At 67.7% G+C, this 25,866-nt stretch carries 22 protein-coding genes; 3 read left to right on the top strand and 19 right to left on the bottom strand.

Features of this window, described 5'->3' with window-relative positions; all coding sequences use genetic code 11:
* Nucleotides 1-49: 49 nt before the first annotated feature.
* The 4 genes from AC5P98_RS08765 to AC5P98_RS08750 all read right to left on the bottom strand — a co-directional run bounded on the left by AC5P98_RS08765 (nt 50) and on the right by AC5P98_RS08750 (nt 4,396).
* A complete protein-coding gene (locus tag AC5P98_RS08765) occupies nt 50-1,561 on the bottom strand; it encodes an ATP-binding response regulator (protein WP_046432552.1) in 1,512 nt (503 codons plus the stop codon).
* 4 nt (nt 1,562-1,565) lie between these two features.
* Nucleotides 1,566-2,006 (bottom strand): response regulator, encoded by a 441-nt coding sequence (locus AC5P98_RS08760; RefSeq protein ID WP_005411057.1) that lies wholly within the window; start codon nt 2,004-2,006, stop codon nt 1,566-1,568.
* A complete protein-coding gene (locus tag AC5P98_RS08755; RefSeq protein ID WP_046432554.1) occupies nt 2,003-3,820 on the bottom strand; it encodes a sensor histidine kinase in 1,818 nt (605 codons plus the stop codon). The genes AC5P98_RS08760 and AC5P98_RS08755 overlap by 4 nt, the downstream gene beginning before the upstream one ends.
* 192 nt (nt 3,821-4,012) lie before the next feature.
* Nucleotides 4,013-4,396 carry a BON domain-containing protein gene (locus tag AC5P98_RS08750; RefSeq protein ID WP_014648433.1) on the bottom strand — a complete coding sequence of 128 codons (384 nt, stop codon included), beginning with the start codon at nt 4,394-4,396 and terminating at the stop codon, nt 4,013-4,015.
* 170 nt (nt 4,397-4,566) lie between these two features.
* Between AC5P98_RS08750 and AC5P98_RS08745 the strand changes: the two genes are divergently transcribed.
* Nucleotides 4,567-5,610: an oxidoreductase gene (locus tag AC5P98_RS08745; protein ID WP_049403946.1), complete on the top strand. Its 1,044-nt coding sequence runs from the start codon at nt 4,567-4,569 to the stop codon at nt 5,608-5,610.
* A gap of 322 nt (nt 5,611-5,932) precedes the next feature.
* On the opposite strand, the gene gnd is transcribed toward AC5P98_RS08745, so the two are convergent.
* The 7 genes from gnd to AC5P98_RS08710 all read right to left on the bottom strand — a co-directional run bounded on the left by gnd (nt 5,933) and on the right by AC5P98_RS08710 (nt 13,346).
* The gene (gnd, locus tag AC5P98_RS08740; RefSeq protein ID WP_049407863.1) at nt 5,933-6,838 is read right to left on the bottom strand and encodes a phosphogluconate dehydrogenase (NAD(+)-dependent, decarboxylating); all 906 of its coding nucleotides are present in this window, start codon (nt 6,836-6,838) and stop codon (nt 5,933-5,935) included.
* A gap of 10 nt (nt 6,839-6,848) precedes the next feature.
* Nucleotides 6,849-8,102, bottom strand: coding sequence for a hypothetical protein (locus AC5P98_RS08735; protein WP_080354550.1), 1,254 nt, complete (start codon nt 8,100-8,102; stop codon nt 6,849-6,851).
* Between the two features lie 2 nt (nt 8,103-8,104).
* The gene (locus AC5P98_RS08730; protein WP_049407861.1) at nt 8,105-8,701 is read right to left on the bottom strand and encodes a DUF2242 domain-containing protein; all 597 of its coding nucleotides are present in this window, start codon (nt 8,699-8,701) and stop codon (nt 8,105-8,107) included.
* A 214-nt stretch (nt 8,702-8,915) separates the two neighbouring features.
* On the bottom strand, nt 8,916-11,093 hold the full coding sequence (locus AC5P98_RS08725; protein ID WP_014648438.1) for a carboxy terminal-processing peptidase: 2,178 nt from the start codon (nt 11,091-11,093) through the stop codon (nt 8,916-8,918).
* A 247-nt stretch (nt 11,094-11,340) separates the two neighbouring features.
* Nucleotides 11,341-12,351, bottom strand: a complete 1,011-nt coding sequence (gene lipA, locus AC5P98_RS08720; protein ID WP_049408083.1) for a lipoyl synthase — start codon at nt 12,349-12,351, stop codon at nt 11,341-11,343.
* A gap of 18 nt (nt 12,352-12,369) precedes the next feature.
* A complete protein-coding gene (lipB, locus tag AC5P98_RS08715) occupies nt 12,370-13,080 on the bottom strand; it encodes a lipoyl(octanoyl) transferase LipB (RefSeq protein ID WP_014648440.1) in 711 nt (236 codons plus the stop codon).
* Entirely contained in the window at nt 13,068-13,346 is a 279-nt protein-coding gene (locus tag AC5P98_RS08710) for a YbeD family protein (RefSeq protein WP_005411067.1), read from the bottom strand. Before AC5P98_RS08710 ends, lipB begins: the two co-directional genes overlap by 13 nt.
* Nucleotides 13,347-13,698: 352 nt before the next feature.
* Between AC5P98_RS08710 and AC5P98_RS08705 the strand changes: the two genes are divergently transcribed.
* Nucleotides 13,699-14,757 carry a lipid A deacylase LpxR family protein gene (locus AC5P98_RS08705; protein ID WP_080281880.1) on the top strand — a complete coding sequence of 353 codons (1,059 nt, stop codon included), beginning with the start codon at nt 13,699-13,701 and terminating at the stop codon, nt 14,755-14,757.
* A 340-nt stretch (nt 14,758-15,097) separates the two neighbouring features.
* Here the strand turns inward: AC5P98_RS08705 and AC5P98_RS08700 are convergent, their stop codons facing one another.
* The 3 genes from AC5P98_RS08700 to mltB all read right to left on the bottom strand — a co-directional run bounded on the left by AC5P98_RS08700 (nt 15,098) and on the right by mltB (nt 18,829).
* Nucleotides 15,098-16,318, bottom strand: coding sequence for a D-alanyl-D-alanine carboxypeptidase family protein (locus AC5P98_RS08700; RefSeq protein ID WP_014648443.1), 1,221 nt, complete (start codon nt 16,316-16,318; stop codon nt 15,098-15,100).
* A gap of 100 nt (nt 16,319-16,418) precedes the next feature.
* On the bottom strand, nt 16,419-17,687 hold the full coding sequence (locus tag AC5P98_RS08695; RefSeq protein WP_049408081.1) for a septal ring lytic transglycosylase RlpA family protein: 1,269 nt from the start codon (nt 17,685-17,687) through the stop codon (nt 16,419-16,421).
* Complete coding sequence (gene mltB / locus AC5P98_RS08690; protein WP_049408079.1) at nt 17,684-18,829, bottom strand: lytic murein transglycosylase B; 1,146 nt, start codon at nt 18,827-18,829, stop codon at nt 17,684-17,686. The genes AC5P98_RS08695 and mltB overlap by 4 nt, the downstream gene beginning before the upstream one ends.
* A 45-nt stretch (nt 18,830-18,874) precedes the next feature.
* On the opposite strand from mltB, the gene AC5P98_RS08685 reads away from it, so the two are divergent.
* Nucleotides 18,875-19,195: a DUF8588 domain-containing protein gene (locus AC5P98_RS08685; protein ID WP_425603907.1), complete on the top strand. Its 321-nt coding sequence runs from the start codon at nt 18,875-18,877 to the stop codon at nt 19,193-19,195.
* Between the two features lie 623 nt (nt 19,196-19,818).
* On the opposite strand, the gene rodA (AC5P98_RS08680) is transcribed toward AC5P98_RS08685, so the two are convergent.
* The 5 genes from rodA (AC5P98_RS08680) to mreC all read right to left on the bottom strand — a co-directional run bounded on the left by rodA (AC5P98_RS08680) (nt 19,819) and on the right by mreC (nt 25,852).
* A complete protein-coding gene (gene rodA / locus AC5P98_RS08680) occupies nt 19,819-20,913 on the bottom strand; it encodes a rod shape-determining protein RodA (RefSeq protein ID WP_049406772.1) in 1,095 nt (364 codons plus the stop codon).
* A gap of 123 nt (nt 20,914-21,036) precedes the next feature.
* The gene (rodA, locus tag AC5P98_RS08675) at nt 21,037-22,149 is read right to left on the bottom strand and encodes a rod shape-determining protein RodA (RefSeq protein ID WP_014648447.1); all 1,113 of its coding nucleotides are present in this window, start codon (nt 22,147-22,149) and stop codon (nt 21,037-21,039) included.
* On the bottom strand, nt 22,146-24,221 hold the full coding sequence (gene mrdA / locus AC5P98_RS08670; RefSeq protein ID WP_049406766.1) for a penicillin-binding protein 2: 2,076 nt from the start codon (nt 24,219-24,221) through the stop codon (nt 22,146-22,148). The genes rodA (AC5P98_RS08675) and mrdA overlap by 4 nt, the downstream gene beginning before the upstream one ends.
* A 3-nt stretch (nt 24,222-24,224) precedes the next feature.
* Nucleotides 24,225-24,710, bottom strand: a complete 486-nt coding sequence (gene mreD, locus AC5P98_RS08665; RefSeq protein ID WP_005419400.1) for a rod shape-determining protein MreD — start codon at nt 24,708-24,710, stop codon at nt 24,225-24,227.
* Nucleotides 24,707-25,852 (bottom strand): rod shape-determining protein MreC, encoded by a 1,146-nt coding sequence (gene mreC, locus AC5P98_RS08660; RefSeq protein ID WP_049406769.1) that lies wholly within the window; start codon nt 25,850-25,852, stop codon nt 24,707-24,709. Before mreC ends, mreD begins: the two co-directional genes overlap by 4 nt.
* Nucleotides 25,853-25,866 lie beyond the last annotated feature (14 nt).

Raw genomic sequence — 25,866 nt, 5'->3', positions numbered from 1 at the left:
TGATCCCACCACACAGGGATGCCGGCCAGCGGCCGGCACTACCGCGACATCAGCCCAGCGCTTCGGACACCGCGCGGAACACCTGCTGCATCTGCAGCGGCTTGCGCAGCACGTGCACCTGCACGCCAGCGGGAAATGCATCGGCCGCCACCTCCACCGCTGCGTCTTCCAGCACCAGCGCCGGGCCGCGATAGCCCAGCGTGGCCATCTCGCCCAGCAGCTGGCTGGCCGGCAACAACTTCGAGCCGGCGTCGGCAATCACCAGCGCCGGCATTGCCTCCTGCTGCATCCAGCGCAGCGCCGCCGGGCCATCGGAGGCCAGCTGCAGCTGATATCCCTGGCTTGACAGCGCATTGCCGAGCAACGACAGGCGCGTGGCCTCGCCATCGACCACCAGGATCGACTGGCCACTGCCCAGGGCCACCAGCTGCTCGATCGGCTCACTACCGTCGCTGGCTTCGTGCATCGGCAAGTGCAGTTCGAAGCAGGTGCCCTGCCCCGGCTGGCTGCTGACATGGATGCTGCCGCCGGCACCTTCGACGATGCGCTTGCAGGAAATCAGGCCCAGGCCGGTGCCGTCGGCCTTGGTGGTGAAGAACGGATTGAACAGGTGCGACAGCGTGTCTGCATCCATGCCGATGCCTTCATCGGCCACGCAGATCCGCATCCAGTCCACGCCATCGCGCTGGCCGGCATGGCTGGCGGTCAGGCTCAGGCGACCGCCGTTGGGCATCGCCTGGATCGCGTTGAGCGCCAGGTTCAACATCACCTGCTGCAGCTCGGTGTAGTTGGCATCGACCACCAGGCCTTCGTCCTGCACCTGCAGTTCCAGGCGCACGGCATCGGGCACGTTGCTGCGCAACAGCAGTGCAACCGCGTCGAACAGGCCATCGATCTCGATGCGCTCGCTCGGCTTGCGCGAACCGCGCACGAACGACAGCATCGATTCGGCCATCTCATGGCCACGGCGACCGCACTCGGCGATGACATCGGCCAGGTGGTGCAGCTGCGGATCCTCGGTGCGCGCCTTCAGCAGGTCCGGCATGATCAGCAATGGCTGCAGGATGTTGCGCAGGTCATGGCTGAGGCCGGCAGCAAGCAGCGACAGGCTTTCCAGGCGCTGCGCGCGCATCAGCTCGGTTTCCACCCGTGCACGCTCCACCGCGCTGCGTGCATCGCGGATCGCACGCGCCACCGCCGACGGCAGGCGCGCCGGCAGATGCTTGATGATGTAGTCATTGGCGCCCTTCTGCAGCGCCGCCACCGCGTTCTCCTCACCCATCGTGCCGGAGACGAAGATGAAGGGCACGTCCGGCGAGGTCTCGCGCACGATGCGCAGCGCGTCATCACCGGAGAACCCCGGCATGCTCAGGTCGGACAGCACGATGTCCGGCTGGAACGCAGCCAGTGCCTGGCGCAGTTCCGCCTCGCTCTCGACACGCTCGAAGCGGGCGTCCAGGCCCGCGTCGAGCATCTGTTCGGACATCAGCTCGGCATCCTCTGGTGAGTCTTCCACCAGCAGGATGCGCAGCGCCCCCAGGGCGGGACCGGTCAGGGGCATGGGCTCACTCGAGTTCCGGTGCCTGGTTGATCAACGCCCAGAACTTGCCCAGGGTCTGCACCGCGCCGAAGAACTGGTCCACGTCCACCGGCTTGACCACGTAGGCGTTCACGCCCATGTCCCAGCTGCGGGCCAGATCGCTTTCCTCGCGCGAGGACGACAGGATCACCACCGGCAGGCGCTTGAGTTCTTCATGCTCGCGGATCTGCCGAAGCACTTCCAGGCCATCCATGCGCGGCATCTTGATGTCCAGCAGCAGCACCGCCGGCAGGCCTTCCTCGCGATTGGCGAAGGCGCCGCGGCGCAGCAGGTAGTCCATCACTTCCACGCCGTCTTCGACGTGCACGATGGGATTGGCCAGACGCGCCTCTTCCAGGGCATCGATCGCCATTTCGGCATCCGCCGGGCTGTCTTCGGCGAGAAGAATGGTGCGCAGAGTGGTCATGCAGAAGGCCCTTGTTTGTCCGCGTCGATCGCGGGAGGCAGGTAGAAGTGGAAGGTGGCGCCGACGTCCGGTTCGGCCTCGGCCCAGATACGGCCGCCATGGCGGGTCAGCACGCGGCGCACGCTGGCCAGGCCGATGCCGGTACCCGGGTAGTCGCTGGCCTTGTGCAGGCGCTGGAATACACCAAACAGCTTGCCGGCGTAGGCCATGTCAAAGCCTGCACCATTGTCGCTGACCGTGAACTGATGGCCGCCATCGGGCTGCGGCTGGTAGTCCACGCGGATCTTCGCCGGCTCGCGGTTGCCCGAGTACTTCACCGCGTTGCCGAGCAGGTTCAGCCAGACCTGGCGGATCATGTTCTCGTCGCCCACCACGATCGGCAGCGGCGCGATGCTCCACTCCACGTGGTGCGCATGGCCGCTGTTCTCGGCCTCGGCCTGCAGGTTGGCATCGAGCATGGCGCGGGTATCGGCCACCAGCGACTGCATGTCCACCGCCTGCTGGCGCATCGCCGCGCGGCCCAGCCGCGAATAGACCAGCAGGTCGTCGATCAGCGCCGCCATGCGCCGGGCCGAACTGGAGATCACCTCCAGGTAATGCCGGCTCTTGTCATCGGCGGCGTCGCCGAGGTGGCGCGACAGCTTGTCGGAGAATCCGGCCACGTGGCGAAGCGGCGCACGCAGGTCATGCGAAACCGAGTAGCTGAAGGCTTCCAGCTCGCGGTTGACCTCGGACACCTGCGCGACCTTGCCCTCCAGCTGGCGGTTCAGCTCCTCCACGCGCAGCTGCACTGCGCGCTGCATGGTGACGTCGCTGATGGTCAGCAGCACCACTTCGTCATCGGTGTCGGGCAGCGGCATGCGCCGTGCGTTGAGCAGCATGTAGCGCACCATGCCATCGGCGGTACGCTGCTCATGCTCGAAGTCCCAGAGTTCGCGGCCACGCGACAGCACATCGGCCAGGCGCTGGCGCACCACCGGATCCCGCCAGGCGCCGTCGCCGATGTTTTCCAGCAGCAGGCCATCGGCGCGCTCGTCCTGCAGGTCATACAGTTCGGCGAACGCCGGGTTGTGCAGCTGCACGCGCAGGTCGCGGTCGAGCAGCACGATCGGTTCGCGCACGGTCTGCAGCACCGATGCCGCGCGTGCGGCCGAGCGCAGCGATTGCCGTTCCGCATGCAGGCGGCGGCCGATCTGCCGCTGCAGCAGCCACAGCACCAGGCCGAGCAGGGCCAGCTGGATCGCCAGCGAACTCCACGACACCAGTTCGGTCTGCTTGCGCTGGCGCGCGGCCTGCTGAGCGCGCAGTGCCAGCAGATTCTGCTCGCTGGCCTGCAGCTCCTCCACCAGGCCACGGATCGGATAACGCGTGCTCAGGTCCTGCACCAGCTCACGCTGGTCAGAGTTCGGTTCGGACCGGGCCAGCTCGCGGGCAAGCGCCATGCGGCCTTCGAGCATCGATTCGATCCGACCAATGCGGATCAGCTGATCGGGATTGTCACGGGTCATCCGGCCCAGTTCGGCCAGGCGCCCGGGGATCTCGTTGGCCTTGGCCATCCGCTCGCGCAGGCCGGGCGCATCCACGCCCTTGGACAGGGTCAGGGCGGCGGATTCGACGTCGCGCACATCGGCCTGCAGCTGTTGCAGCGCCACGCCAACGGACTGGGTATGGTTGACCCAGGCCATCGCCTCTTCGCTGTCCTGCTGCAGTTTGCGCAGGGTCAACCACGGCACCACGATGATCGCGGCAGCCGCCAGCGCCAGGGCCGGCAACCGCCAGCGGTCCCAGATGTCGTCACTGAAAACCAGCGCCATAGTTCCTCGTCAGCACGGCCGCGGAGCGGGACCCGGGACGAGCCCGGCTGCGGCGGAACCGGCAATATAGCGCAGGCAATCACAACTCTGGAGCCCAAAGCGCGGCAGGCTGAACGGGCCCCCGCAGCCGGCCCCATACGCGAGTGGGCGCCCCCTGCGGGGCGCCCACCCTGTTCAACGGTCGGTGGATGCTCAGCGCTTGGCAGCGGCGCTGACCTTGAGTGCGGCGGCATCGACGCGGGTCACGCCCTTGATGCCCTTGGCGGTGTTGACCGCCTTGTCCTTCTCCGCCTGCGTAGCGACGGCACCGCTCAGGCTGACCACGCCGTTCACGGTTTCCACCTTGATCTCGGTGCCCGGAACGTTGCTGCTGGCCAGCAGATCGGCCTTCACCTTGGTGGTGATCCAGGTATCGGTCACCGGCTCGTTGGAGTCGTGACGATCAGCATGGGTCGTCGGATGGGTGCTGGTCGGCGGGCTCTTCGCGGCCGGGTCCTTGGCGAATGCGGCCGAGGAGGACAGCGCCAGGCCCAGGGTCAGGGCGGAAGCAATCAGCGTGCGGGTGGTATTGCTCATCGTGTCGTACTCCTTCGGAATGTGCTGCCAGTCTGGACAACCCACCGTAGAGCAGGCGTGGCGTTGCGGTCATGCCGCCGTGAATCGAAACGTTTCCAATGGCAACCGTTCAGTTTTGGACTGCCAGCACCCGTCGTTTACCCTGCCCTTCCCACTGCCGGAGCCCTGCCATGCGCCCCGACCTGCAACTGGCCCTGATCGGCTACGGCCTCGCCGGCCGCGTCTTCCATGCACCGCTGATCCAGCACACCCCCGGGCTGGCGCTGCACAGCATCGTCAGTTCACAACGCGACACCCTGCTGCGGACGTTCAGCGATGTGCACGTGCGTGCCACGCCGCAGCAGGTATTCGATGATCCGGCCGTGGATGCCGTAGTGATCGCCACGCCGAACGAACAGCACGCGCCACTGGCCATCGCGGCGCTGGCGGCAGGCAAGCATGTGCTGGTCGACAAGCCGTTCGCGCTGGATGTGGCCGAAGCGGAAACGGTGCTGGCTGCGGCACGCGATGCCGGGCGCATCGCCACCGTGTTCCAGAACCGGCGTTTCGATGCCGACTTCCTCACCCTGCAGTCGCTGCTGGCCGAAGGCAGCTTGGGCGACGTGGCCGAGTGCCACGCGCACTTCGACCGTTACCGTCCGCGGGTGCGCGACCGCTGGCGCGAACAGGACGGGCCCGGCAGTGGCCTGTGGTACGACCTCGGTCCGCACCTGCTGGACCAGATGCTGGTGCTGTTCGGCTGGCCCGAGGCAATCGATGCCGACCTGGCCGTGCAGCGCGAAGGTGGCGGCGGCATCGATTACTTCCACGCGATACTGCACTACCCACGGCATCGGGCGATCGTCCACGCCGGTTCCCTGGTGGCAGCGCAGACGCCGCACTTCAGTGTGCATGGCAGCGCCGCCAGCTGGATCAAGCACGGGCTGGACGTGCAGGAGGCGCAGCTGCGCCGCGGCGTCGCGCCGGGCGCACCAGGCTGGGGCCTCGATCCGCGGCATGGCGAGCTGGTGCGCTGCGATACCGAAGACAACGTGCAACGCAGCACCGTCGACAACCTGCCCGGCGACTATCGCCGGTTGTATGCGCAGTTCGCGGCGGCGATGCACGGCGAGGGCGAAGCCACGGTCAGCCCGGTGCAGGCGCTGCAGCTGATGCGGTTGCTGCAGGCCGGCATGGACAGCGCGCGCGAAGGGCGGCGAATCGCGTTGGGGTGATCGGCAGGGCTGCGCCCTGCACCTGCCGAATCAACGGCAACGTCAACGTCTAAAGCGGGCATTCCGTGAATGACGTGGTGGGGCCGGTTGCGAGGGACGCCGTGAATACGTCCCTGTAGGCTCGGTCGCCGCATCCATGCGGCTCACGCCCCCGCAACCGGCCCCACCCCGCCTTCGACAGATTCCTGCGGCTGTTGGTAGGTGTCGACCTTGGTCGACACATCGACGCCATGCGTGAATGACGTGGAAACGATCGGAGACAGCTTTCCTGATGGGGTCGGAGCCCTTTCCTGCGGAAAGGGCTCCGACCCCGGCTTCGTGCTTACGACTTCTTGATGGCGTGGCCGCCGAATTCATTGCGCATCGCCGACAGCAGGCGATCGGTGAACGAATTCGATTCGCGCGAGCGCAGGCGTTCCAGCAGCGACAGCGTAATCACCGGCGCCGGCACATCCAGCGCGATGGCTTCGGCCACGGTCCAGCGGCCTTCGCCGGAATCCTCCACGTACGGGGCAATGCCATCCAGCGAAGGATTGCGCTTGAGGGCTTCGGTGCTCAGGTCCAGCAGCCACGAACGCACCACGCTGCCGTGGCGCCACACCTCGGCCACCTGCGCCAGGTCCAGTTCCATCTCCTGCTTGCGCTCCATCAGCGCGAAGCCTTCGGCATAGGCCTGCATCATTCCGTACTCGATGCCGTTGTGGACCATCTTGGTGAAGTGGCCGGCACCGGACGGGCCGACGCGCCCCCAGCCACGATCTTCGGCCGGGGCCAGCGTGCGCAGCAACGGTGCGATCTGCTCCACCACCGACGCTTCGCCACCGACCATCAGGCTGTAGCCCTCCTGCAGGCCCCACACGCCACCGCTGGTGCCGCAGTCGACGTAGCCGAGGTCGTCCTCGGCCAGCGCCTTGGCGCGGCGGATCGAGTCCTGGTAGTTGGAGTTGCCACCGTCGATGACGATGTCACCCTCGGCCAGGTGCGGGGTCAGCTGGCCCAGCGTCTGATCGACGGTTTCGCCGGCCGGTACCATCAGCCACACCACGCGCGGCACCGGCAGCGCGGCCACGGCGGCGGCCAGCGAATCGACCACCTCCAGGCCGGCCTCGGCGGCGCGCTGGCGGGCGCTTTCGCCCGGGTCGTAGCCGACCACGCGGTGGCCGCCGCGATGCAGGCGCTGGGCCATGTTGGCGCCCATGCGGCCGAGGCCGATCATTGCAATATCCATTGTTTCACCTTCAGTTGGGGTCTAGGGTCAGGCTGCCTGGCCTGCCGGTAGCCGCGCAGTGGCGCAGCTGCGCCTCGCGCCAACGCCGGTAGAGCGTGGTATGCAGATTGTGCACCGCCAGGTCGATCGAAAACGGGGTTCGCGGGTTGCGATCGAGCAGGCGGGCGACGTGGTAGCCGATGGGACGTATACCGCGTGGATGCACATAGATCACGAACTGCTGGTAGAACGGATCGTCCAGCAGCTGGTCCATGCGCGCGAGCGTGTCGTGGTAGCGCGGCGCCAGCCGTGCGCGCAACTGCGGATCGCGCTCGAACAGCAGGCGCTCGAAGTAGCGCTGGCCGATGCGCGGGATGTCCTGCGCCAGTTTCCAGAGTTCGGCATTGCGCTGGTCGTACCAGGCCAGGCCGCCGTGCTGCGCCAGGGCCTGCGCAGCGCCCTCGCCCACAGTGACGACCACGAAGTTCTCGGCCTGGTTGCTCAGGTCATCCAGCGTACCGTTGTCGTACACATGTTCGATGAAGCCGGGCACACCCACGAACGCCTGCCGCCCCATCGCCGAGGTGCGCACCGCCTTGCCATCGGCGAAGAACTCGCCCGCGTGCGCGCCAAGCAGGATGCTGTCGGTGGCGCGCAGCGCGAGGAAGGTGCCGATCGACAGTTCATCCGCTGCGAACTCTGTATCGAACGCAGCATCGCCATACAGCTCGCGCTGGGTGGCCAGCTGCGCGACCTGGCGGCCGACACCGCACTCGGCGCGCACGGCACCGCTGTAGAACGCCTGCAGCGCATGGCTGTTGCCCGCACTGGGCACGAAGCCACGGCCGAAACTGCGCGTACGCTGCCAGCCCTGTGCGGGCGCGCCGCGCAGACCAAAGCCGATCCAGCCCAGTTGCGGGCCGGAGAAGCGGAACGTGGCATTGCCCTGCAATGCCGAGGTCGCGCGCCGCGTGGCCGCCCCCAGCTCGAAGGCATAGGCGCAGACCGTAGCAGGGTCTTCCAGCAGCTGCTGCAGCAGTGCCTGTCGTTCGCCTGCAGGCAGATCCGCCGGCCAGCGTACGCGCAGGTCACCCGCTGCCTGTGCCGCGGCGAGCGAGGAACGCGTACACACCGGGCCCTTGTGTACCTGCGGTGTGCGCAGCTCGGCATCCTCGAAGCGCCACCCCAACCGCTGCAACAGGCCCTGCGTACAGTCCGGGGATGGCGCTGCGACGACCCACGCGGGCGCCAGCAGCAGGGCTGCAATCAGCCACCTGCCGCGCACGCTCAGCCCTGGTCCGTGACCGCCGGTGCGGGTGCGGGCTCCGGTGCCGCGGCCGGCGATGGCGACGGCTTGCCCGCCGCGGCCGGCAGGTACTGCTGCAGGCGCTGGAAGAAGCGACGATAGAACTCGGCATCGGTGACCGTGCTGCTGGCCACCTTCACCAGCGAGTCGTCGTTGCTGCCGAAGGGCAGCGATACCGAACCCAGCGCTCCCACACCGACACTGGCCGAGGTCGGGCTCTTCTTCAGCGCATAGCGATCCTGCACTGCGCTGACGAACACCAGCGTCTGGCCGCCACGCGGGGCGCAGGAGATGCGCAGCACCAGCTGCTCATGGTCATCCTCGCGCGGCTGGAAGTTCTTGTTGCCTTCCACCTGTGCATCGTCGGAACGGGCGATGGCATAGCCCTGGCTGAGCAGCGTGCGGCGCGCCGCTTCGCAGGCTTCGCCCGGGCGCCCATCGACCGTGCGCGAGAAGGTATCGCCGGAATCGAAGGACTCGCGCAACACGGTGCTGTCGGCGGCACGGCCACCGCAGGCCGAGAGGATCAGGGCACTGGTGAGCGCCGCGGCGGCGCTGGAAAGACGGGAGGCCCGCATGGGTACTCCTGCGAGAACGGAAGCACCAAGGGTAGTCCCACCCCCGTGTGCGGCAGGTCGACATACCCTCCCACGTTGCTCCCGGTTCATGCACGAAAAAGGGGACGGAGGGAATTAAGTCGTTTGTGCCACAAACGACTTAATTCCCTCCGTCCCCTTTTACGCCGAGGGGCCGGCAATGCCGGCCCCTGAGGTGTCATATTCCGTGGCCGGCTCAGTCCGCCCAGCGCCCCGCGCCGGTGGACTGCGGCAGCACCTGGGCCGACAGCGGGCGGTCATTGGCCAGCAGATTGACCGCGTCAGCGAGGATCGAAGCCGACTCGCGCAGCAGCGGGTCCGGACGCTTTTCAGCGGCCTTCTCACGGGCGGCATCCTTGACGATGTCGCGCTCGTTGCCGGTCAGGCCATCGTCGCTGCTGTCGTCGGCCAGCGGGTCCAGGGCCAGGCCCAGTTCCTTGCGCTGCACCTGGCGCTCCTTGCGCTGGGCGTCCTGCCGCTCGCGCTCGGCACGACGGGTCGCCTCGTTGAGCGAGATGTACTTCTTCGCGGCCTCGGTGCGGAACTGCTCCACGTCCTCGTTCCACCACTGGAATTCCTTGTCAGTGGCGATGCGCGCGTCGTGGCGGGTCTCCAGCTTCGGCAGCAGCGGCGCGAAGTTGCCGTACTGGGTGTGCGGCACGGCGGCGATGCGGGTCCACGGCAGGGCGTTGTCGTAGGTGCTTTCGCCGAATTCGGTGGCATCGACGCTGGCCGGGAAGGCCAGGTCCGGCACCACACCCTTGTGCTGGGTGCTGCTGCCGCTGATGCGGAAGAACTGGGCGATGGTCAGCTTGACCTGGCCGAAGCGCTGGGTTTCGCCGCTCGGCCAGCGATCGAGGTCGACGATGTTCTGCACGGTGCCCTTGCCGAAGCTGGTTTCACCGATCACCAGGCCACGGCCGTAGTCCTGGATGGCACCGGCGAAGATCTCCGAGGCCGAGGCCGAACCGCGGTTGATCAGCACCGCCAGCGGGCCGTCCCACGCCACGCCCTGGTTGCGGTCGCTGTTGACGGTAACGCGGCCACCGGACTCGCGCACCTGCACCACCGGCCCCTGTTCAATGAACAGGCCGGTCAGTTCGATCGCTTCATCCAGCGAGCCCCCCCCGTTGTTGCGCAGGTCCAGCACCACGCCATCCAGCTTGTCGTTCTTGAAGCCGGCCAGCAGCTTGGCGACGTCGCGGGTGGCCGAGGCGTAGTCAGCGGCGTTGCGGCGACGGCCTTCGAAGTCCTGGTAGAAGGTCGGCAGCTTGATCACGCCGATCCTGCGCGCCGGTTCGCCGTTGGCGGCCGGGATGCTCATGGTCTCGCCCTTGGCGGCCTGTTCGGCCAGGCGCACCTTCTGGCGGGTCAGGACCAGCGTGTGGTGCTTGCCGTCCACGCCCTCGGCGGCCGGGATGAATTCCAGCTTGACCTGGGTATCCTTGGCACCGCGGATCTTGGCCACGACGTCGTCGATGCGCCAGCCGATCACATCCTCGACCAGGCCGGACTTGCCCTGGCCAACGCCAACGATGCGGTCCCCCGGCTTCAGGGTGCCGTCCACTGCGGCCGGACCACCGGCGATGATCTCGCGGATCACCACCATGTCGTCCTGCCGCTGCAGCTGCGCACCGATGCCTTCCAGCGACAGCGACATCGCCTGGTTGAAGTTCTCGGCGGTGCGCGGGGTGAAGTAGTCGGTGTGCGGATCGACAGCGCTGGTGTAGGCGTTCATGAAGAACTGGAAGACGTCTTCGCCCTTCAGCTCGTTGACCGACTTCTCCAGCGTCGCGTAGCGCTTGTCCAGCGTCTTGCGGATGTCGTCCGGCTTCTTGCCGGCCAGCTTCAGGCGCAGCCAGTCGTTCTTCACCGACTTGCGCCACAGCTCATCCAGTTCGGCACTGCTGGCCGCCCACGGAACCTTCTTGCGGTCGTATTCGAAGCGCTCGTCGGTGGTGAAGTCCGGCTCCTGCTTGAGCAGCTTGCGCGCATAGGCCACGCGCTCGCCGACGCGCTGCTTGTAGACCGCGAACACCTGGAACGCCGGCTCCAGCTCGCCGCCACGGATGGCCGAAGAGATGTTGGCTTCGAACGGCGCGAAGCGCGCCACGTCGGCCTGGGTGAAGTACTGCTTGCCGCCGTCCAGGGTCTCCAGGTAGCGCTTGAACACGTCCTTGGAGGTGGCCTCGTCCAGCGCGCGCGGGCGGTAGGCGTAGCGGCTGTCGGACAACAGGCCGTACACCAGCTTGGAGGTGGTCACCTGATCGGCGGTGGCCGCCGCGGGCAATGCGGGCGAGTCGGCCTTGGCCGCCAGCGCCAGCGGCGCGACCAGCGCCAGGGCCATCAGGAATGCGGGGGCTTTGAATTTCATTGACGTGCTCGAAGGCGCCTTGCCAAGGGGGAGACTGCAGGGTGTTCAGACACCACGACAGTGCCGAAAGTTGCCGGGTTTGTCATCCGGCCGCGCTCGGTGGAAAACCAGCCTAGCCGGGCCGGTGTAGCAAATTGTGAATGCAGGTAGAGCCGAGCCCATGCTCGGCTGGCCGGCAGCAAGCAGCCGAGCATGGGCTCGGCTCTACGGCAGGCAGAGGCGTGCGGACCAACGGTCCGCACCCACCTCAGGAGACGCCGGCGCCCTTGGCCTGCACGTCAGCATGGTACGACGAGCGCACCATCGGGCCGGACGCCACGTGGCTGAAGCCCAGCGCGTAGCCGTAGTCTTCCAGCGCCTTGTAGTCCTCGGGGGTCCAGTACTTCAGTACCGGGTGGTGATGCGCGGTCGGCTGCAGGTACTGGCCGATGGTGATCATGTCCACATCGTGCGCGCGCAGGTCGCGCATCGTGGCCTTGATCTGTTCGAAGTCTTCGCCCAGGCCCAGCATGATGCCGCTCTTGGTCGGCACGTCCGGGTGCTGCGCCTTGAAGTTCTTCAGCAGGTTCAGCGACCACTGGTAGTCCGCACCCGGGCGCACGTTGCGGTACAGTTCCGGCACGGTCTCGATGTTGTGGTTGAACACATCCGGCGGGTTCTGCGCCAGGATCTCCAGCGCGCGCTCCATGCGGCCCTTGCCACGGAAGTCCGGGGTCAGCACTTCGATGCGGGTACCCGGCGACTTTTCGCGGATGGCGGTGATGCAGTCGACGAAGTGCTGGGCACCGCCGTCACGCAGGTCATCGCGGTCGACGCTGGTCACCACCACGTACTTCAGGCCCATGTCGGCCACGGTCTGGCCGAGGCTGGCCGGTTCGTTGGCATCCGGCGGCTTCGGGCGGCCATGGGCCACGTCGCAGAACGAGCAGCGGCGGGTGCAGACCTCGCCGAGGATCATGAAGGTGGCGGTGCCATGGCCGAAGCATTCGTGGATGTTCGGGCAGCTGGCTTCCTCGCACACCGTCACCAGGCGGTTCTCGCGAAGCTTGGCCTTGAGGTTCTGCACGGCGTTGCCCGAGGGAATGCGCACGCGGATCCAGGACGGCTTGCGCAGCACCGGCGCGTCGGCGAACTGCACCGGCGAACGGTTGATCTTGTCACCGCCCAGCTGCTTGACCCCGGCCTGCAACGGCGCGGCGGACGGAGAGTCGCCCTGCACGATCTGCAGGGGAATGGAACGGGCGGTGGTTTCAGTCATGGCAGTTCCGGGGGGCGGTCAGGCGGCCGCAGAAAGATCGGGCAGTTCCGGCGTGTGCTGCAGCAGCAGGCCGAACTGGCGGGCCAGGTGGTCCAGCAGCACCGGCTTGACGGCATCCAGCCCGGAGGGGCCGCCCAAGTCTACCACCGAGGTCACCTGCAACCCCTGATAGCCACAGGGGTTGATGCGGTGGAAGGGTTCCAGGTCCATGGCCACGTTGAAGGCCAGGCCATGGAAAGTGCAGCCGCGGCGCACGCGGATGCCAAGCGCAGCGATCTTGGCGCCACCGACGTAGACGCCCGGGGCGCCCTCGCGGCGTTCGGCGCCGATGTTCCACTCGGCCAGGGTATCGATGAGGGCCTGCTCGATGCGGCACACGTAGTCGCGCACACCGATGCCCAGCCGCGGCAGGCGCAACAGCGGGTAGACCACGATCTGGCCGGGCCCGTGATAGGTCACCTGGCCGCCACGGTCCACGTGCAGCACGGGGATGTCACCCGGCGCCAGCACGTGCTCATCCTTGCCGGCCTGGCCCAGGGTGAACACCGGATCGTGCTCGACTACCCACAGTTCGTCGGCGTCGGCGTCGCTGCGCTGGTCGGTGAAGCGCTGCATGGCGCGCCACACCGGCTCGTACGCCTGGCGGCCGAGGTCGCGGACCACCGCCGGACGCGGCGCGCGGTCTTCCGGGGCGGCTTCGGCCGGGCAGCTGTCGGCTACAGCGTCCACTTCACTTCCGGGTGGTCGCGCAGCGCCTGGTGCGCCAGGTCGTACTGCTCGCGGCTCTCGGCCTTGAACACGATGCGGACGGACACGTACTTGCCGTTGGACGAATGCTTCCAGCTGATGCGTTCGTTCACCACATCGATGCCGGCAGCCAGCAGCAGACGGGGAAGCTCATGCTCCAGGCCGCGGTTGGCCGGGCCCATGGCGCTGAGCTCGAACTGGCCGGGGAACTGGAAGCCGTGGTCGGGGTTGTCGGACTTGATTTCCATGGCCCCATTATCGGGCCGCAGGGCAACAAACCCAAGAGTATTCATCAACGTCAAAGACAGCACTGGCGGCCTGCTGCGTTGCAGCTGGCCCAAAAGCGGGGGCGGAGAGCCCAACGGCAGCTGACTGGTTCTTTCGGCCCCTCACTGACCGGGGCATCGTGCGCGCGGCCTGCAGTCGCCTTCACGCCAGGCCTGCGGCGCGTGCGCGGGTAACGAATTGTGTCCGCCGGACAATGTTGTTTTCGGAACAGACAAGTGATCCCAACGTGCTCGTTCCGGCGCGCGGGCACGAGTACCGTAGCGTTGCAGAAAACGACAGAAAACCGCCCCCTTCCCCATGAGCATTCCATCCATGCGTAGTGTCGCAGCCCTCGGGCTGGCCGGCCTGCTGGCCTCTGCCCTCCCCTTTGCCGCCCAGGCGGCCGAACAATGTGGCCCGGACGCGATGCGCGATCACCCGCCGCAGGTCAATTTCCGCGTCGACAACGACCTGTTCGGCGGCCGCCACCAGGACCAGGGCTACACCAACGGTGCGCTGTTGACCCTGGTCTCGCCCAATCTGGTCGATTACACCGACGACCCGTGCCTTCCACGCATGGCGCGCTGGGTGAACCAGTACCTGGAAGGCCTGCATCCGGGCAGGTTCGAACAGCAGAACATGATCTTCAGCATCGGCCAGGGCATCTTCACCCCGACCGATTTCAGCCGCAGGGACCTGATCGAAGACGACCGCCCTTACGCGGGCGTACTGATCGCAAATTTCGGTTTCAATGCGCGCAGCGGCGACCGCCTGCAGACCACCCAGCTGACGTTGGGCGTAGTTGGCCCGTGGGCACAGGGCAAGCAGGTGCAGAATGCCGTGCACGAAGTGCTGGGCGACGAGAAATTCAAGGGCTGGGACAACCAGCTGCACAACGAGCCGCTGTTCATGCTGACCCATGAGCGCATGCGCCGCTGGCCGGGTGATGCCAGCATCAATGCCGACGGCTGGGGTTGGGACGCGATCAGCCACTACGGCGGCTCGATCGGCAACCTGGAAACCAAGGCCAACCTCGGCGGTGAAGTGCGCTTCGGCTGGAAGCTGCCGGACGACTTCGGCAGCACGCCGTTGCGCCCGGCCGGTGAGAACACGGCACCGACCCGCAGCGGCCGTCCCAATGGCTGGTCCTGGCACCTGTTCGCGACCTCGGACGCGGCCTGGGTGATCCGCGACATCACGCTGGATGGCAACACGTTCCGCAACAGTCACAGCGTGGACAAGCGCCATGTGGTGGCCTACGGCGGCTATGGCGTGGCCGTGATGTACGGACGCTGGAAGTTCGCCGCTGCGCGTTACCACAGCACGCGGGAGTTCAACGGCCAGCGCCAATCGCCGGTGTTCGGCAGTTTCACCATCAGCCGCTCGCTGTAGGCGAGGGGCTGAGGGTGAAGCGGGTAGGTGCCGACCGTTGGTCGGCACACCGGTTACCGCATCGCTCTTGCAAGTCAGGCGCTGCAGGTCGTGCCGGCCGCTGGCCGGCTGCCGGCAGTTCCGGATGAGTTGCTGGGGAGCCGGCCAGCGGCCGGCTCTACCCGCATCCGGGTGGGTTCATGGGGAGCCGGCCAGCGGCCGGCACGACCCGCATCCGGATGGGCTCACGCGGAGCCGGCCAGCGGCCGGCTCTAGCCCCCGCGTGCGGGGGGAAGCGGCCTTCCGAAACAGAAAAGGCCGGCATTTGCCGGCCTTTTCGTTCACCACGCCAAGGCGTGGATCATTCCGATTCCCACCACATCCAGAAGCTGTCCCACAGGCGCTTGAAGAAGCCGGCCTGCTCGACGGCGGCCACGGCCACCAGCGGTGCCTCGGCGATGACCTTGCCATCCAGCGTGACCTTCACGGTGCCGATCTGCTGGCCGGCGGTGAACGGTGCTTCCAGGGTCTTGGGCACGTCGATGCTCGGCTTCAGGTCGTTGTAGCGGCCGCGCGGCACGCTCACCAGCATCGGCTGGGCCACGCCCAGCTGTACCTTGTCGGTGGTGCCCTTCCAGACCTTGTGCTCGGCCACGGCCTTGCCCGGTTCGTACAGGCGGTGGGTCTCGAAGAAGCGGAAGCCCCAGTTCAGCAGGGCCAGGCTGTCGTCGGCACGCTGCTTCTCCGACGCACCACCCAGCACTACGGCGATCAGGCGCTGGTCGCCACGCTGGGCCGAGCTCATCAGGCAGTAGCCGGCTTCGGACGTGTGGCCGGTCTTGATGCCATCCACGCTGCCATCGCGCCACAGCAGCAGGTTGCGGTTCGGCTGCTTGATGTTGCCGACCTGGAATTCCTTGATCTTGTTGTACGCGTAGGTTTCCGGGTAATCACGCACCATCGCGCGGCCCAGCAGCGCCAGGTCGTAGGCGGTGCTGTGGTGGCCCTGTGCGGTCAGGCCGTGGGCGTTGACGAAGTGCGAGTCCTTCATGCCGATCTTGGCGGCGTAGCTGTTCATCAGCGACGCAAAGGCTTCTTCGCTGCCGGCCACATGCTCGGCCAGGGCGATCGCGGCGTCATTGCCGGACTGGATCGCCATGCCCTTTTCCATGTCTTCCAGGCGTGCGGTCTGGTTGACCGGGAAGCCGCTGTAGCTGCCGTCGGTACCGGCGCCACCTTCGCGCCAGGCGCGCTCGCTCATCATCACCTGGTCATCTGCACGGACCTTGCCGTTCTTGACCTCGGCGGCAACCACGTACGACGTCATCACCTTGGTGATGCTGGCCGGGGCCAGCTGCTCGTGGATGTTCTCGCCGGCCAGCACCTGGCCGGTGGCGTAGTCCATCAGGACCCAGGCCTTGGACACGCTCGGGGCCGGGGCCGGCGGGGTCGCGACGGTGGCCGGGGCGGCAGCGGCGGCGGCAGGCGCCGGCGTGGCCGGGGTCGGCAGCGGCGTCTGGGCGGAAGCCAGGCCCACCACCAGGGTGGCGGCCAGGGCGGTGGCGGCGGAACGGAAATTCATTGGACAGCAGGCTCCAGGGGACGGCCGGGAATGGAGGGTGGAACGTAACGGCCATTGTAAGGCCGGGGGAGCCTGGGCCGGCAGCACCGGCCCGGGCGGATCAATCCTTGACGATCTGCGGCGAACCCAGGCCCAGACCGGCGATGCGGCCGGCAAGTTCCGCGGCACTGGCATGGTCGGTGGCAGGAACGCGCAGACGGAACAGGGTGCGGCCACCGGCGGCGATGTCGCTGATGGTCGCGCCGACGATGCCGGCAGCGTTGAGCTGGCCCATCGCGCGGTTGGCGTTGTCGCGACTGGAGAAGCTGGCGACCTGCACCATCACCGCGCCCACCACCTGCTGCGACAGGCTGGGTGCCGCCGGCGTGGCGGCGACGGTGCGCACGGGTGCCGGCGCGACGGCGCGCGGCGCGGCGCTGGCGACTGCAACCGGCGCCGGTGCGGTGTTGCGCAGCGGTGCACTCGGCGGCAGGCTGCTGACCGCCACGTCCGGCACGGTGCTGGCCACGCCCTGGGTGGTGGCCGGCTGGCCGCGTGCCGGCATGCCATCGGCCGGCAGGCGCTTGACCAGGCGATCGATATCGCTGTCGGCAGTGGCGCGCGCGGTCGCTGCCGGGCGTGCACTGGCCACCGCAGCTGCCGCTTCGGCGGCACGACGCTCGCGGCGGGACGGCTTCTGCGCCAGCAGGTTGCTCTCGCCCGGCTGCAGCGCGCGCACTTCCACGTTGCCGGTACCGCGCTGGGTGATGCCCAGGCGCACGGCGGCGGCATAACTGAGATCGACCACGCGACCATCGTGGAACGGGCCGCGGTCGTTGACGCGCACGATCACCGACTCGCCATTGTCGAGGTTGGTCACGCGGGCGAAGCTGGGCAGCGGCAGCGTCTTGTGCGCGGCGGTGAACTGGTACATGTCGTAGACCTCGCGGTTGGAGGTCAGGCGGCCATGGAACTTGGCGCCGTAGTACGACGCGGTACCGCGCTCGACATAGTCGTGGGTATCGTCGAGCACCTTGTACGACTTGCCCAGCACCACGTACGGCGACTTGTTGCCGATCGCCGAGCGCTCCTCGGCGGTCACTTCCGGCTCGGGAATGCAGGCCACGTTGGGAATGTAATCCGGCGTGCTGTCACGCACGCCCGGCTTGTACAGGCCACCGGCAGTGTAGTTGCCGCGGGTGCTCAGGTCTTCCTTGGCCGCCGCGTACGGTGACCCTTCCGGGCAGTGTGCCGGGCGCGAGCCACGCCCCTGCACCAGCGTGCCGCCGGACTTGCCACCATGGCCGGCCGTGGCCGGCTTCTTCGGCGCGCTGCTGCAGGCAGCCAGCGCGAGGACGATCAAGCCTGGGACCAGCCATCTGATGTTCATGCCGGGGGCAGCTCCTGTCCGGCGATGGCCTGGGACAACTGGAACACGGCCATCGCGTACATCTTCGAGAGGTTGTAGCGGGTGATCGCGTAGTAGTTCTGGAAGCCCAGCCAGTACTGCTTGCCGGTGCTGCCTTCAAGCGTGATCGGCGTGGCGGTGGCGCCCGGCTGCACCGGCGCGCCCGGCTGGTAGCCGCGCTGCGCCAGGTCGGCCATCGTCCAGGTCGGCATCCATTCGGTCGGATTGAACTCCTCGCGGCCCGGCGCCAGCGTGGCCGGCACGGCCACCTGCCCGCCACGCACCCAGCCGCCCTTCTTCACGAAGTAGTTGGCGATGGACGAGAACACGTCGTCGTAGCTGGTGAACAGGTCGCGGCGGCCATCACCGTTTCCGTCCACGGCGTAGTCGAGATAGCTGGACGGCATGAACTGGCCCATGCCCATCGCACCGGCATAACTGCCCTTGAGCGTGGTGATATCCAGTTTCTCTTCGTGGCCCAACTCGAACAGCTTGGCCAGCTCATCGCGGAAGAACAGCTCGCGGCGCACTTCGCGTTCCAGCTTGGTCGGGTCGCCGCTGCGCGGGTAATAGAACGCCAGCGTGTACAGCGCATCGAGCACGCGATGGCTGCCAGCATTCCTGCCGTAGCTGGTTTCCACACCGATGATCGCGACGATCACTTCGGCCGGCACGCCGGTGCGCTGCTGCACGCGATCCAGTTCGGCGCGGTGTTCGGCCAGGAACGCGCGGCCGCCATCGATGCGCGCCTTGCTGATGAACATCGGCCGGTACTCATTCCACGGCTTGACCCGTTCGGCCGGGCGCGACATCGCGGCGATGATCGGCTGGCGCACCTGCGCCTGGTCGAGCACGCTGCTGATCTGCTCCGGCTTCAGGCCATAGCGCTTGGCGGTATCGGCAATGAAGCGGGCCCGTGCGACCTCGAACGGCACCGGGGTGAGATCGACAGGCGCCGCGGTGGCGGCGGTGGCTTCAGGCGCGGCCTCGGCCGGGCCATGGGCCTTGGCGGCGGGCTGGCGCGGCGTACTGCTGGCCTGGGGCGAAGACGGTGGGGACTTCGGCTGGGTCGCGCAGGCGACCAGGCCGAGGGTGAGCATGCAGGCCAGAGTGCGTCGAATCATCGTCGCAGGTTAGCAGGTCATGGATGAATTAAAACCCCTAACACCATGAATCACAACGATTTGCCTGCGACCAGCGGGAAATGTGAAGACATCGTGATCGCCCTTCCCCATTCAGATAGAGGTTGCCGGTTGCGTCCCCATCCCCGCAGACGCAACCGGCGACCGGATCCGGTCGGTACCTGCGCGGCTGCCGCTCCCCAGTGGCAGTACCCCGCGCTCCCTGTACCCGTTGGATCAGTACTGCTTCCCGCCCGACGCCCCCTCGCGCTGCAACGATTGACGGCGCGCCGTGCCGAACGGGCCGCCATTGTGCAGGCCGATTACGACAAGTCCATTGATCAAGATCAACGCGGTGTAAAAGTGTGAACCAGCTAACGTTTTTTGCGGACTTTCGTCAGCGGGCGTGCTGTCGTGCATCGGTGTGAGAACGCTTACACAACGGGCGTTGCGCAGTCAGGAAGTTTCCAGCCAACGGCGCAGCCCCTCGTGGGTGGTGTCTGGGTGGTCGCGGAAAGCAGAAGCCGCGGGTGGGCCGGTCGGGTTGGGTACGCGGGGGACGCCGTGAATCCGTCCCTGGAGGCTTGGCAGCCGCATCCATGCGGCTGACACCCCCGCGTACCCAACCCGACCGGCCTCTGACAGATTTTGGCGGTCTGCCACTCACGGAGAAGAAAGAGAAAATCAAAAGCGGGTCGCGGCGCTGCGCTTGCTTGTGAGCCGAGCATGGCTCGGCTCCACGCAAGGCAATGAAGCGACCCGCCAGGCCGCTTTTGCTTTTGATCTTCTCTTTCTTCTCCGTGGGTAGACGCGCACGGAACCTGTCCGTGGCCGGGTAGATGGGCTGCGCAGGGGCGTGAGCCGCATGGATGCGGCGACCGAGCTTACATGGACGTACTTGCAGCGGCCCCTGCGCAGCCCATCTACCTGGCCTCACCCGTTAACTGCTTTTCGCGACCACCCACGAGGGGCTGCGCCGTTGGCCGGAAACCCTATCCCCCGTGCACGGGCCGGTGCCCGCGTACCGCCATCACCAACCCGATGCCGGCCAACAGCGAAACCGCCGATGTCCCGCCGTAGCTGATCAGCGGCATCGGAATGCCCACCACCGGCAGCAGGCCGGAAATCATTCCGCCGTTCACCAGCACGTAGACGAAGAACGCCAGCCCCAGGCTGCCGGCCAGCAACCGTGCATGCGTGTCGCGCGCGTGCACGGCAATCCACAGGCAACGCCCGACCACGAACAGGTACAGCGCGAACAGCGTCGCCACGCCGATCCAGCCGAACTCTTCGGCCAGCACCGAAAACGCGAAGTCGGTGGTGTATTCGGGGAGGAAATCCAGCGTGGCCTGGGTGCCCTGCCCCCAGCCGCGTCCCTGCCATCCCCCGGAGCCGATCGCGATGCGTGACTGCAGGATGTTCCAGCCGGTGCCCAGGGGGTCGGCCGCCGGGTCGAGGAAGGTCAACACACGATCCTTCTGGTACTGACGCAGCAGACCGAACCACGCCAGCGGCGCGGCCACTGCCAGCCCCGCCGCGCCGGTCGCCACCCAGCCCCAGTGCAGGCCCGCCAGCAACAACGCGAACACGCCGCTGGCGGTGACCAGCGTGGCGGTGCCGAGGTTGGGCTGCATCAGGATCAACACCGCCGGCGCGCCGATCAGCACCGCGGCGGTCAGTACCGTGCGCGGCGACGGCGGCAGCGGTTGCCGGTGCAGGTACCAGGCCATCATCAACGGCAGGCTGAGCTTGAGCAGCTCCGACGGTTGCAGGTAGAACACGCCGAGGTTGAGCCAGCGCTGCCCATATTTGCCGGTGCCGATCACATACACCGCCATCAGCGGCAGCATCGACAGCGCGTACAACGCTGGTGTCCACGCGCGCAGGCGCAGCAGCGAAACACGTGACAGCAGCCACATCGCCAGCAGTCCACCCGCAAAGCGCGCCGCCTGCCCGGCCACCGGCCCGGACACACTGTGCAGCACCGCCAGGCCCGCGCCCATCAGGATCAGCAATGCGACCAGCAACGGCAGATCGATCGTGCGCACTGCCTCACGGCAGCCGCCAAACAGTCGTTTCCATTCCACGCACAGCACGCTAGCAACGGGCGCTTGCGTGAAGCTGTCAGGGTGCTTCTGATCTCCGTAGCCGGGCTGTGGGGTCAGATCCCTTTTCCCTGTGGAAAAAGGGATCTGACCCCGACGCCGTACTCAGCCGTAGCCGCCGTGCACCGGGTTGTGACTGCGCACCGCCATCACCAATCCGAAGCCGGCCAGCAGTGACACCGCCGAGGTACCGCCGTAGCTGATCAGCGGCATCGGCACGCCCACCACCGGCAGCAGACCGGAAATCATCCCGCCGTTCACCAGCACATAGACGAAGAACGCCAGGCCGGTGGCGCCGGCCAGCAGGCGCGAATACGAATCGCGCGACTGGCTGGCGATCCACAGGCAGCGCCCGATCACCACCAGGTACAGCGCCAGCACGGTGGCCACGCCGATCCAGCCGAACTCCTCGCTCAGCACCGAGAACGCGAAGTCGGTGGTCTGTTCGGGAATGAAGTTCAGGTGCGACTGCGAGCCCTCGCCCCAGCCCTTGCCATCGAAGCCGCCGGAACCGATCGCGATCTTCGACTGGATGATGTTCCACCCGGCCCCCAGCGCATCCATCTCCGGGTCCAGGAACATCATGATGCGGTCCTTCTGGTACGGCCGCAGCAACCAGAACCAGGCCACCGGCGCGACCGCGGCCACGCCACCCACACCCAGGCCGACCCACCACCACGGCAGGCCGGCCAACAACAGCACGAACACGCCACTGGCAGCGATCAGCACACCAGTACCGAAGTCCGGCTGCAGCATCACCAGGCCGGTGGGCACGCCGATGATGACCAGGGCCACGAGCACGGTGTTGAAGCGCGGCGGCAGCGGCATCTTGTGCAGGTACCAGGCCACCATCATCGGCAGGCTGACCTTCAGCAGCTCGGCCGGCTGCAGGTAGAAGAACTTCAGGTCCAGCCACTGCCGGCCGTACTTGCCGGTGCCCAGCACGAACACCGCCAGCAACGGGATCATCGAGATCGCGTAGATCATCGGCGTAGCCGAGCGGATGCGCAGGATCGGCACCCGCGAGATGCCCCACAGCGCGGCCATGCCCACGGCGAAGCGCGCGCCCTGGGCCATCACTAGGCTGTCGCCACCGGCGCTCTTCAGGGTGGCCAGGCCGATCACCATCAGCGTCCCCAGGGCCAGGCACAGCACCCAGTCCAGCGTGCTGAAGAAGCGGCGCAGCATGTCGCCGGCCCAGCGCAGGAACACTCTCATCGTACGGGCTCCGCGACGGTCGGGCGTGGCGTGGCGGGCAACGCGGCGGCGGGCGGCGTACCCGGCTGCGGTGCGGGTACAGGTTCCGGCGCCGGCACGCCGACCAGCACCGGATGTTCACCCAGCTGCGCCGCGGCGAGGTCGCCAGCCTGGCGCGCGCCGGCATCTTCGTTGTCGAACGCGGTGGCGCCGATGGCGGTGGTGCCGCGCTCGCTGTCCAGTGGCTGCATGCCTTCGGGCATCTTGCCCAGCAGGTAGGCGTCGAACACCTTGCGTGCGATCGGCGCGGCGGCCGAACCACCATAGCCGCCGCCTTCCACGGCCACCGCGATCGCGATCACCGGGTTGTCCACCGGTGCGAAGCCGACGAACAGCGCGCGGTGGCGCAGGTGCATCGGCAGGCTCTTCGGATTCACCGCCGCCGTGCCCTTTCGGCTGATGACCTGCGCGGTACCGGTCTTGCCGGCCATCACGTACGGCGCACCCACCGCCACGCGCCAGCCGCTGCCGCCGGGCCGCATGGTCGCCATCATGCCCTCGCGCACGGCCTGCACGTTGGCGGGGTTGGGGCTGACCGGCTTGCTCTCGCCAGCCGGCATCGCCGACCAGTCGCTGTCGAAACCGTCGCGCTGCTGGATCACCAGGTGCGGGGTGCGCAGCTGGCCGTCGGCCAGACCGCTGACGCCGCGCGCCAGCTGCAGCGGGGTGACCTTCCAGTCACCCTGGCCGATGCTGATGTTGACCGTATCACCGGGGTACCAGGCTTCCTTGCGGCTCTTCCGCTTGTAGGCCGGCGACGGCAGGATGCCGCCAATTTCGCCGGTGAGGTCGATGCCGGTCGGCTGGCCGAAGCCGTAGTACTCCATGTAATGGTCGAAGCGCTCGATGCCCAGGTCCAGCGCCAGCTTGTAGTAGTAGGTGTTGACCGATTCGGCGATGGACTTGCGCAGGTCGGTCCAGCCATGGCCGCCACGGTGGGCGTCACCCCAGCCGCGCGAGGTGCCCGGCAGATAGAACATGCCGGTGGACAGCACCTTGTCCTCCGGGCGTCGAACGCCCGAATCCAGGCCGGCCAGGCCGATCAGCGGCTTCAGCGTGGAACCGGGGGCGACGCCACCGAGCACCAGGCGGTTGAACTGCGGCCGCGACGGGTTTTCGTTCAGCGCCTTGAAGTCGGCATGCGAGATGCCGTTGACGAACAGGTTGGGGTCGTAGGACGGCAGGCTGACCATCGCCAGCACTTCGCCGGTGCGCGGGTCCATCGCCACCGCCGAGCCTTCCTGGTCGCCGAAGGCGGCCACCATGGCGCGCTGCAGGTCGGCGTCGATCGACAGCCGCAGGTCGGCGCCGGACTGCGCGGCGACGCGGCCGATGGTGCGGATCGCGCGCCCCTGCACGTTGGTCTCGACCTGCTCGTAGCCGACCTTGCCGCGCAGCTGCTGCTCGTAGTAACGCTCCAGGCCGGACTTGCCGATGTGGGTCAGCGCGGCATTGCCTTCGCCGAGGATCTCCAGATCCTTGTCATCAACGCGGCCAACGTAGCCGATGATGTGCGCGAACAGATCGCCGTAGGGGTAGCGGCGGGTCAGGTAGGGCTCCAGCTCGACGCCGGGGAAGCGCCAGCGGTCGACCGCGAAGCGCGCCATCTCCTCGTCGCTCATGCGCAGCTTCAGCGTGACCGGCAGGAACTTGCGGCGCGCCTTGCGCGACTTGTTGAACGCTTCCAGCTCTTCCGGGCTGATGTTGATGATCTTCGCCAGCCCTTCCAGGGTGGCGTCCATGTCCTTGACCTTGTCCGGGGTCACGTCCAGGCGGAAGGCCGGCACGTTCTCGGCCAGCAGGCGGCCATTGCGGTCGTAGATCATGCCGCGCCCGGGCACCACCGGCCGCGGCTTGATGCGGTTGGCTTCCGAGCGCGTGGCATAGACGTCGTGGTCCAGCACCTGCAGCTTGAAGTACCAGCCGCCCAGGCCCAGCAGGCAGACCAGCACGCCCAGGAAGCCCAGCGCCGCGCGGCGGCGGAACTGTTCGGCTTCGGCGTGCGGGTTCTTGACCTGGCGGCGCGGGATCATGGCTCAGCGCCCGCGCTTGCCGAAGCGCACTGCGTCCAGCAGCACGAACACCAGCGGCCACAGGCCCATGCCCAGCAGCGGTGCCCACCAGTACGACCACGGCAGGGTCGGCTCATCCACCACGATGTGGACCAGCGCGCTGACGATGCGGTCGTTGAACAGCAGGCCGCCGATGGCCAGCATCTGCTGGGACATCGGGAAGAAGCGGATGCGGGCGCGGAAGCGCTGCAGGATGAAGGCCAGCATCACCAGCCGCAGCGCCTGTTCGCCCAGCACGCCGCCGTACAGCAGGTCGGCAACCACGCCGCTGGCGAAGGCGATGCCCAGGCCGACGCGTTCGGGGGCTTCGATGACCCAGTACGCCAGCACCAGCGCCAGCCAGTACGGGCGCAGCGGCTGCAGCAGCGCCGGCAACGGCAGCAGGCCCAGCAGCAGCGCCACCACCAGGCTGGCCGGCAGCACCCACGGGTTGTCGCGCAGGCGGCTCATCGCTGGGCCTCCGGCGTGGTCGGTTGCCGGCCAGCGGCCGGCACTACCGTGGACCCGGCTGGAGTGGAGCCCCCCTCTTGTTGAGGGGGGCGCGCCAACGGCGCGGGGGTAAGGGAGGATGCGGGGGCAACAGTCCTCGTTTGCGACGAGGGCTGTTGCCGGCCAGCGGCCGGCACTACCGGGGAGCTGGCCGGAGCCGGCGTCGTTGCCGCTGGCGCGGCTCCCGCAGGCACGCTGGCGCCGGTGGCCGGCCCCCCCGGGGCGGTTTCTTCCAGCTGCAGGCGCAGTCCCGGCGGAATGCGGATCGCCGCCCCCGGGCGCAGCAGCAGCACGTCGCGGCCGCGGTCGAGCTGGGCCGCCGGCTTCAGTTCGCCGACCAGGAAGGCATGGGTGTCGTCCGGGCGCAGGCCGGTGATGGTGCCGACCGGGAAGCCGGCCGGGAAACGCCCGCCGAGGCCGGAGGTAACGATCTCATCGCCCACTTCCACGCCCGCGCTGAGCGGAATGTCGCGCAGCTCCAGCGTATCGCCGCGGCCGTAGACGATCAGGCGCACGCCGTTGCGGGCCACGGTAACGGGCACCGCGTGGTCGGGGTCGGTCAGCAGCAGCACGGTGGAAGTGCCGCCGGTGACACTGATCACCTGCCCCATCAAGCCGCCGGCATCGATCACCGCCTGGCCGACGTGCACGCCTTCGCGGGTGCCGGCGTCGAGCACCAGGCGCTGCTTCACCGGGTCCAGGTCGATGTCCAGGATCGGCGCCAGCTGCACGTCCAGGCCGCTGCGCTCGGCCACGTTCAGCAGTTCGCGCAGCTGGGCATTGTCCAGCGCGGCGGTCTGCAGGCGGGTCAGGCGCGCGTTGGCCAGCAGCAGCTGGTTGCGCAGCTCGCGATTCTCGGTCACCAGCTGGGTATGGCTGGCGGCGGAATCCTTGACCTGGTTGCCGAGCTTGCCGGGCAGGCCGGCCAGCGCCCACACCGGCTGCACCAGGCTGTTGGCCTGCTCGCGCAGGCGCGCCAGCCAGCCGGCCTGGTCATCGAGGACGATCAGGGTGATGGCCAACGCGAGATAGGCCAGCAACCGCAGGGGGCTGGCGGCATCACCGGATCGGGAGGCAACGGGAGGACCGGCGTAGGGCGGCACGGCAACGATTCAAC

The sequence above is a fragment of the Stenotrophomonas sp. YJH_SMC_135 genome (assembly GCF_059372355.1).
The sequence above is the reverse complement of the archived record's forward strand: the minus strand, read 5'-3'. Positions and strand labels throughout refer to the sequence as shown.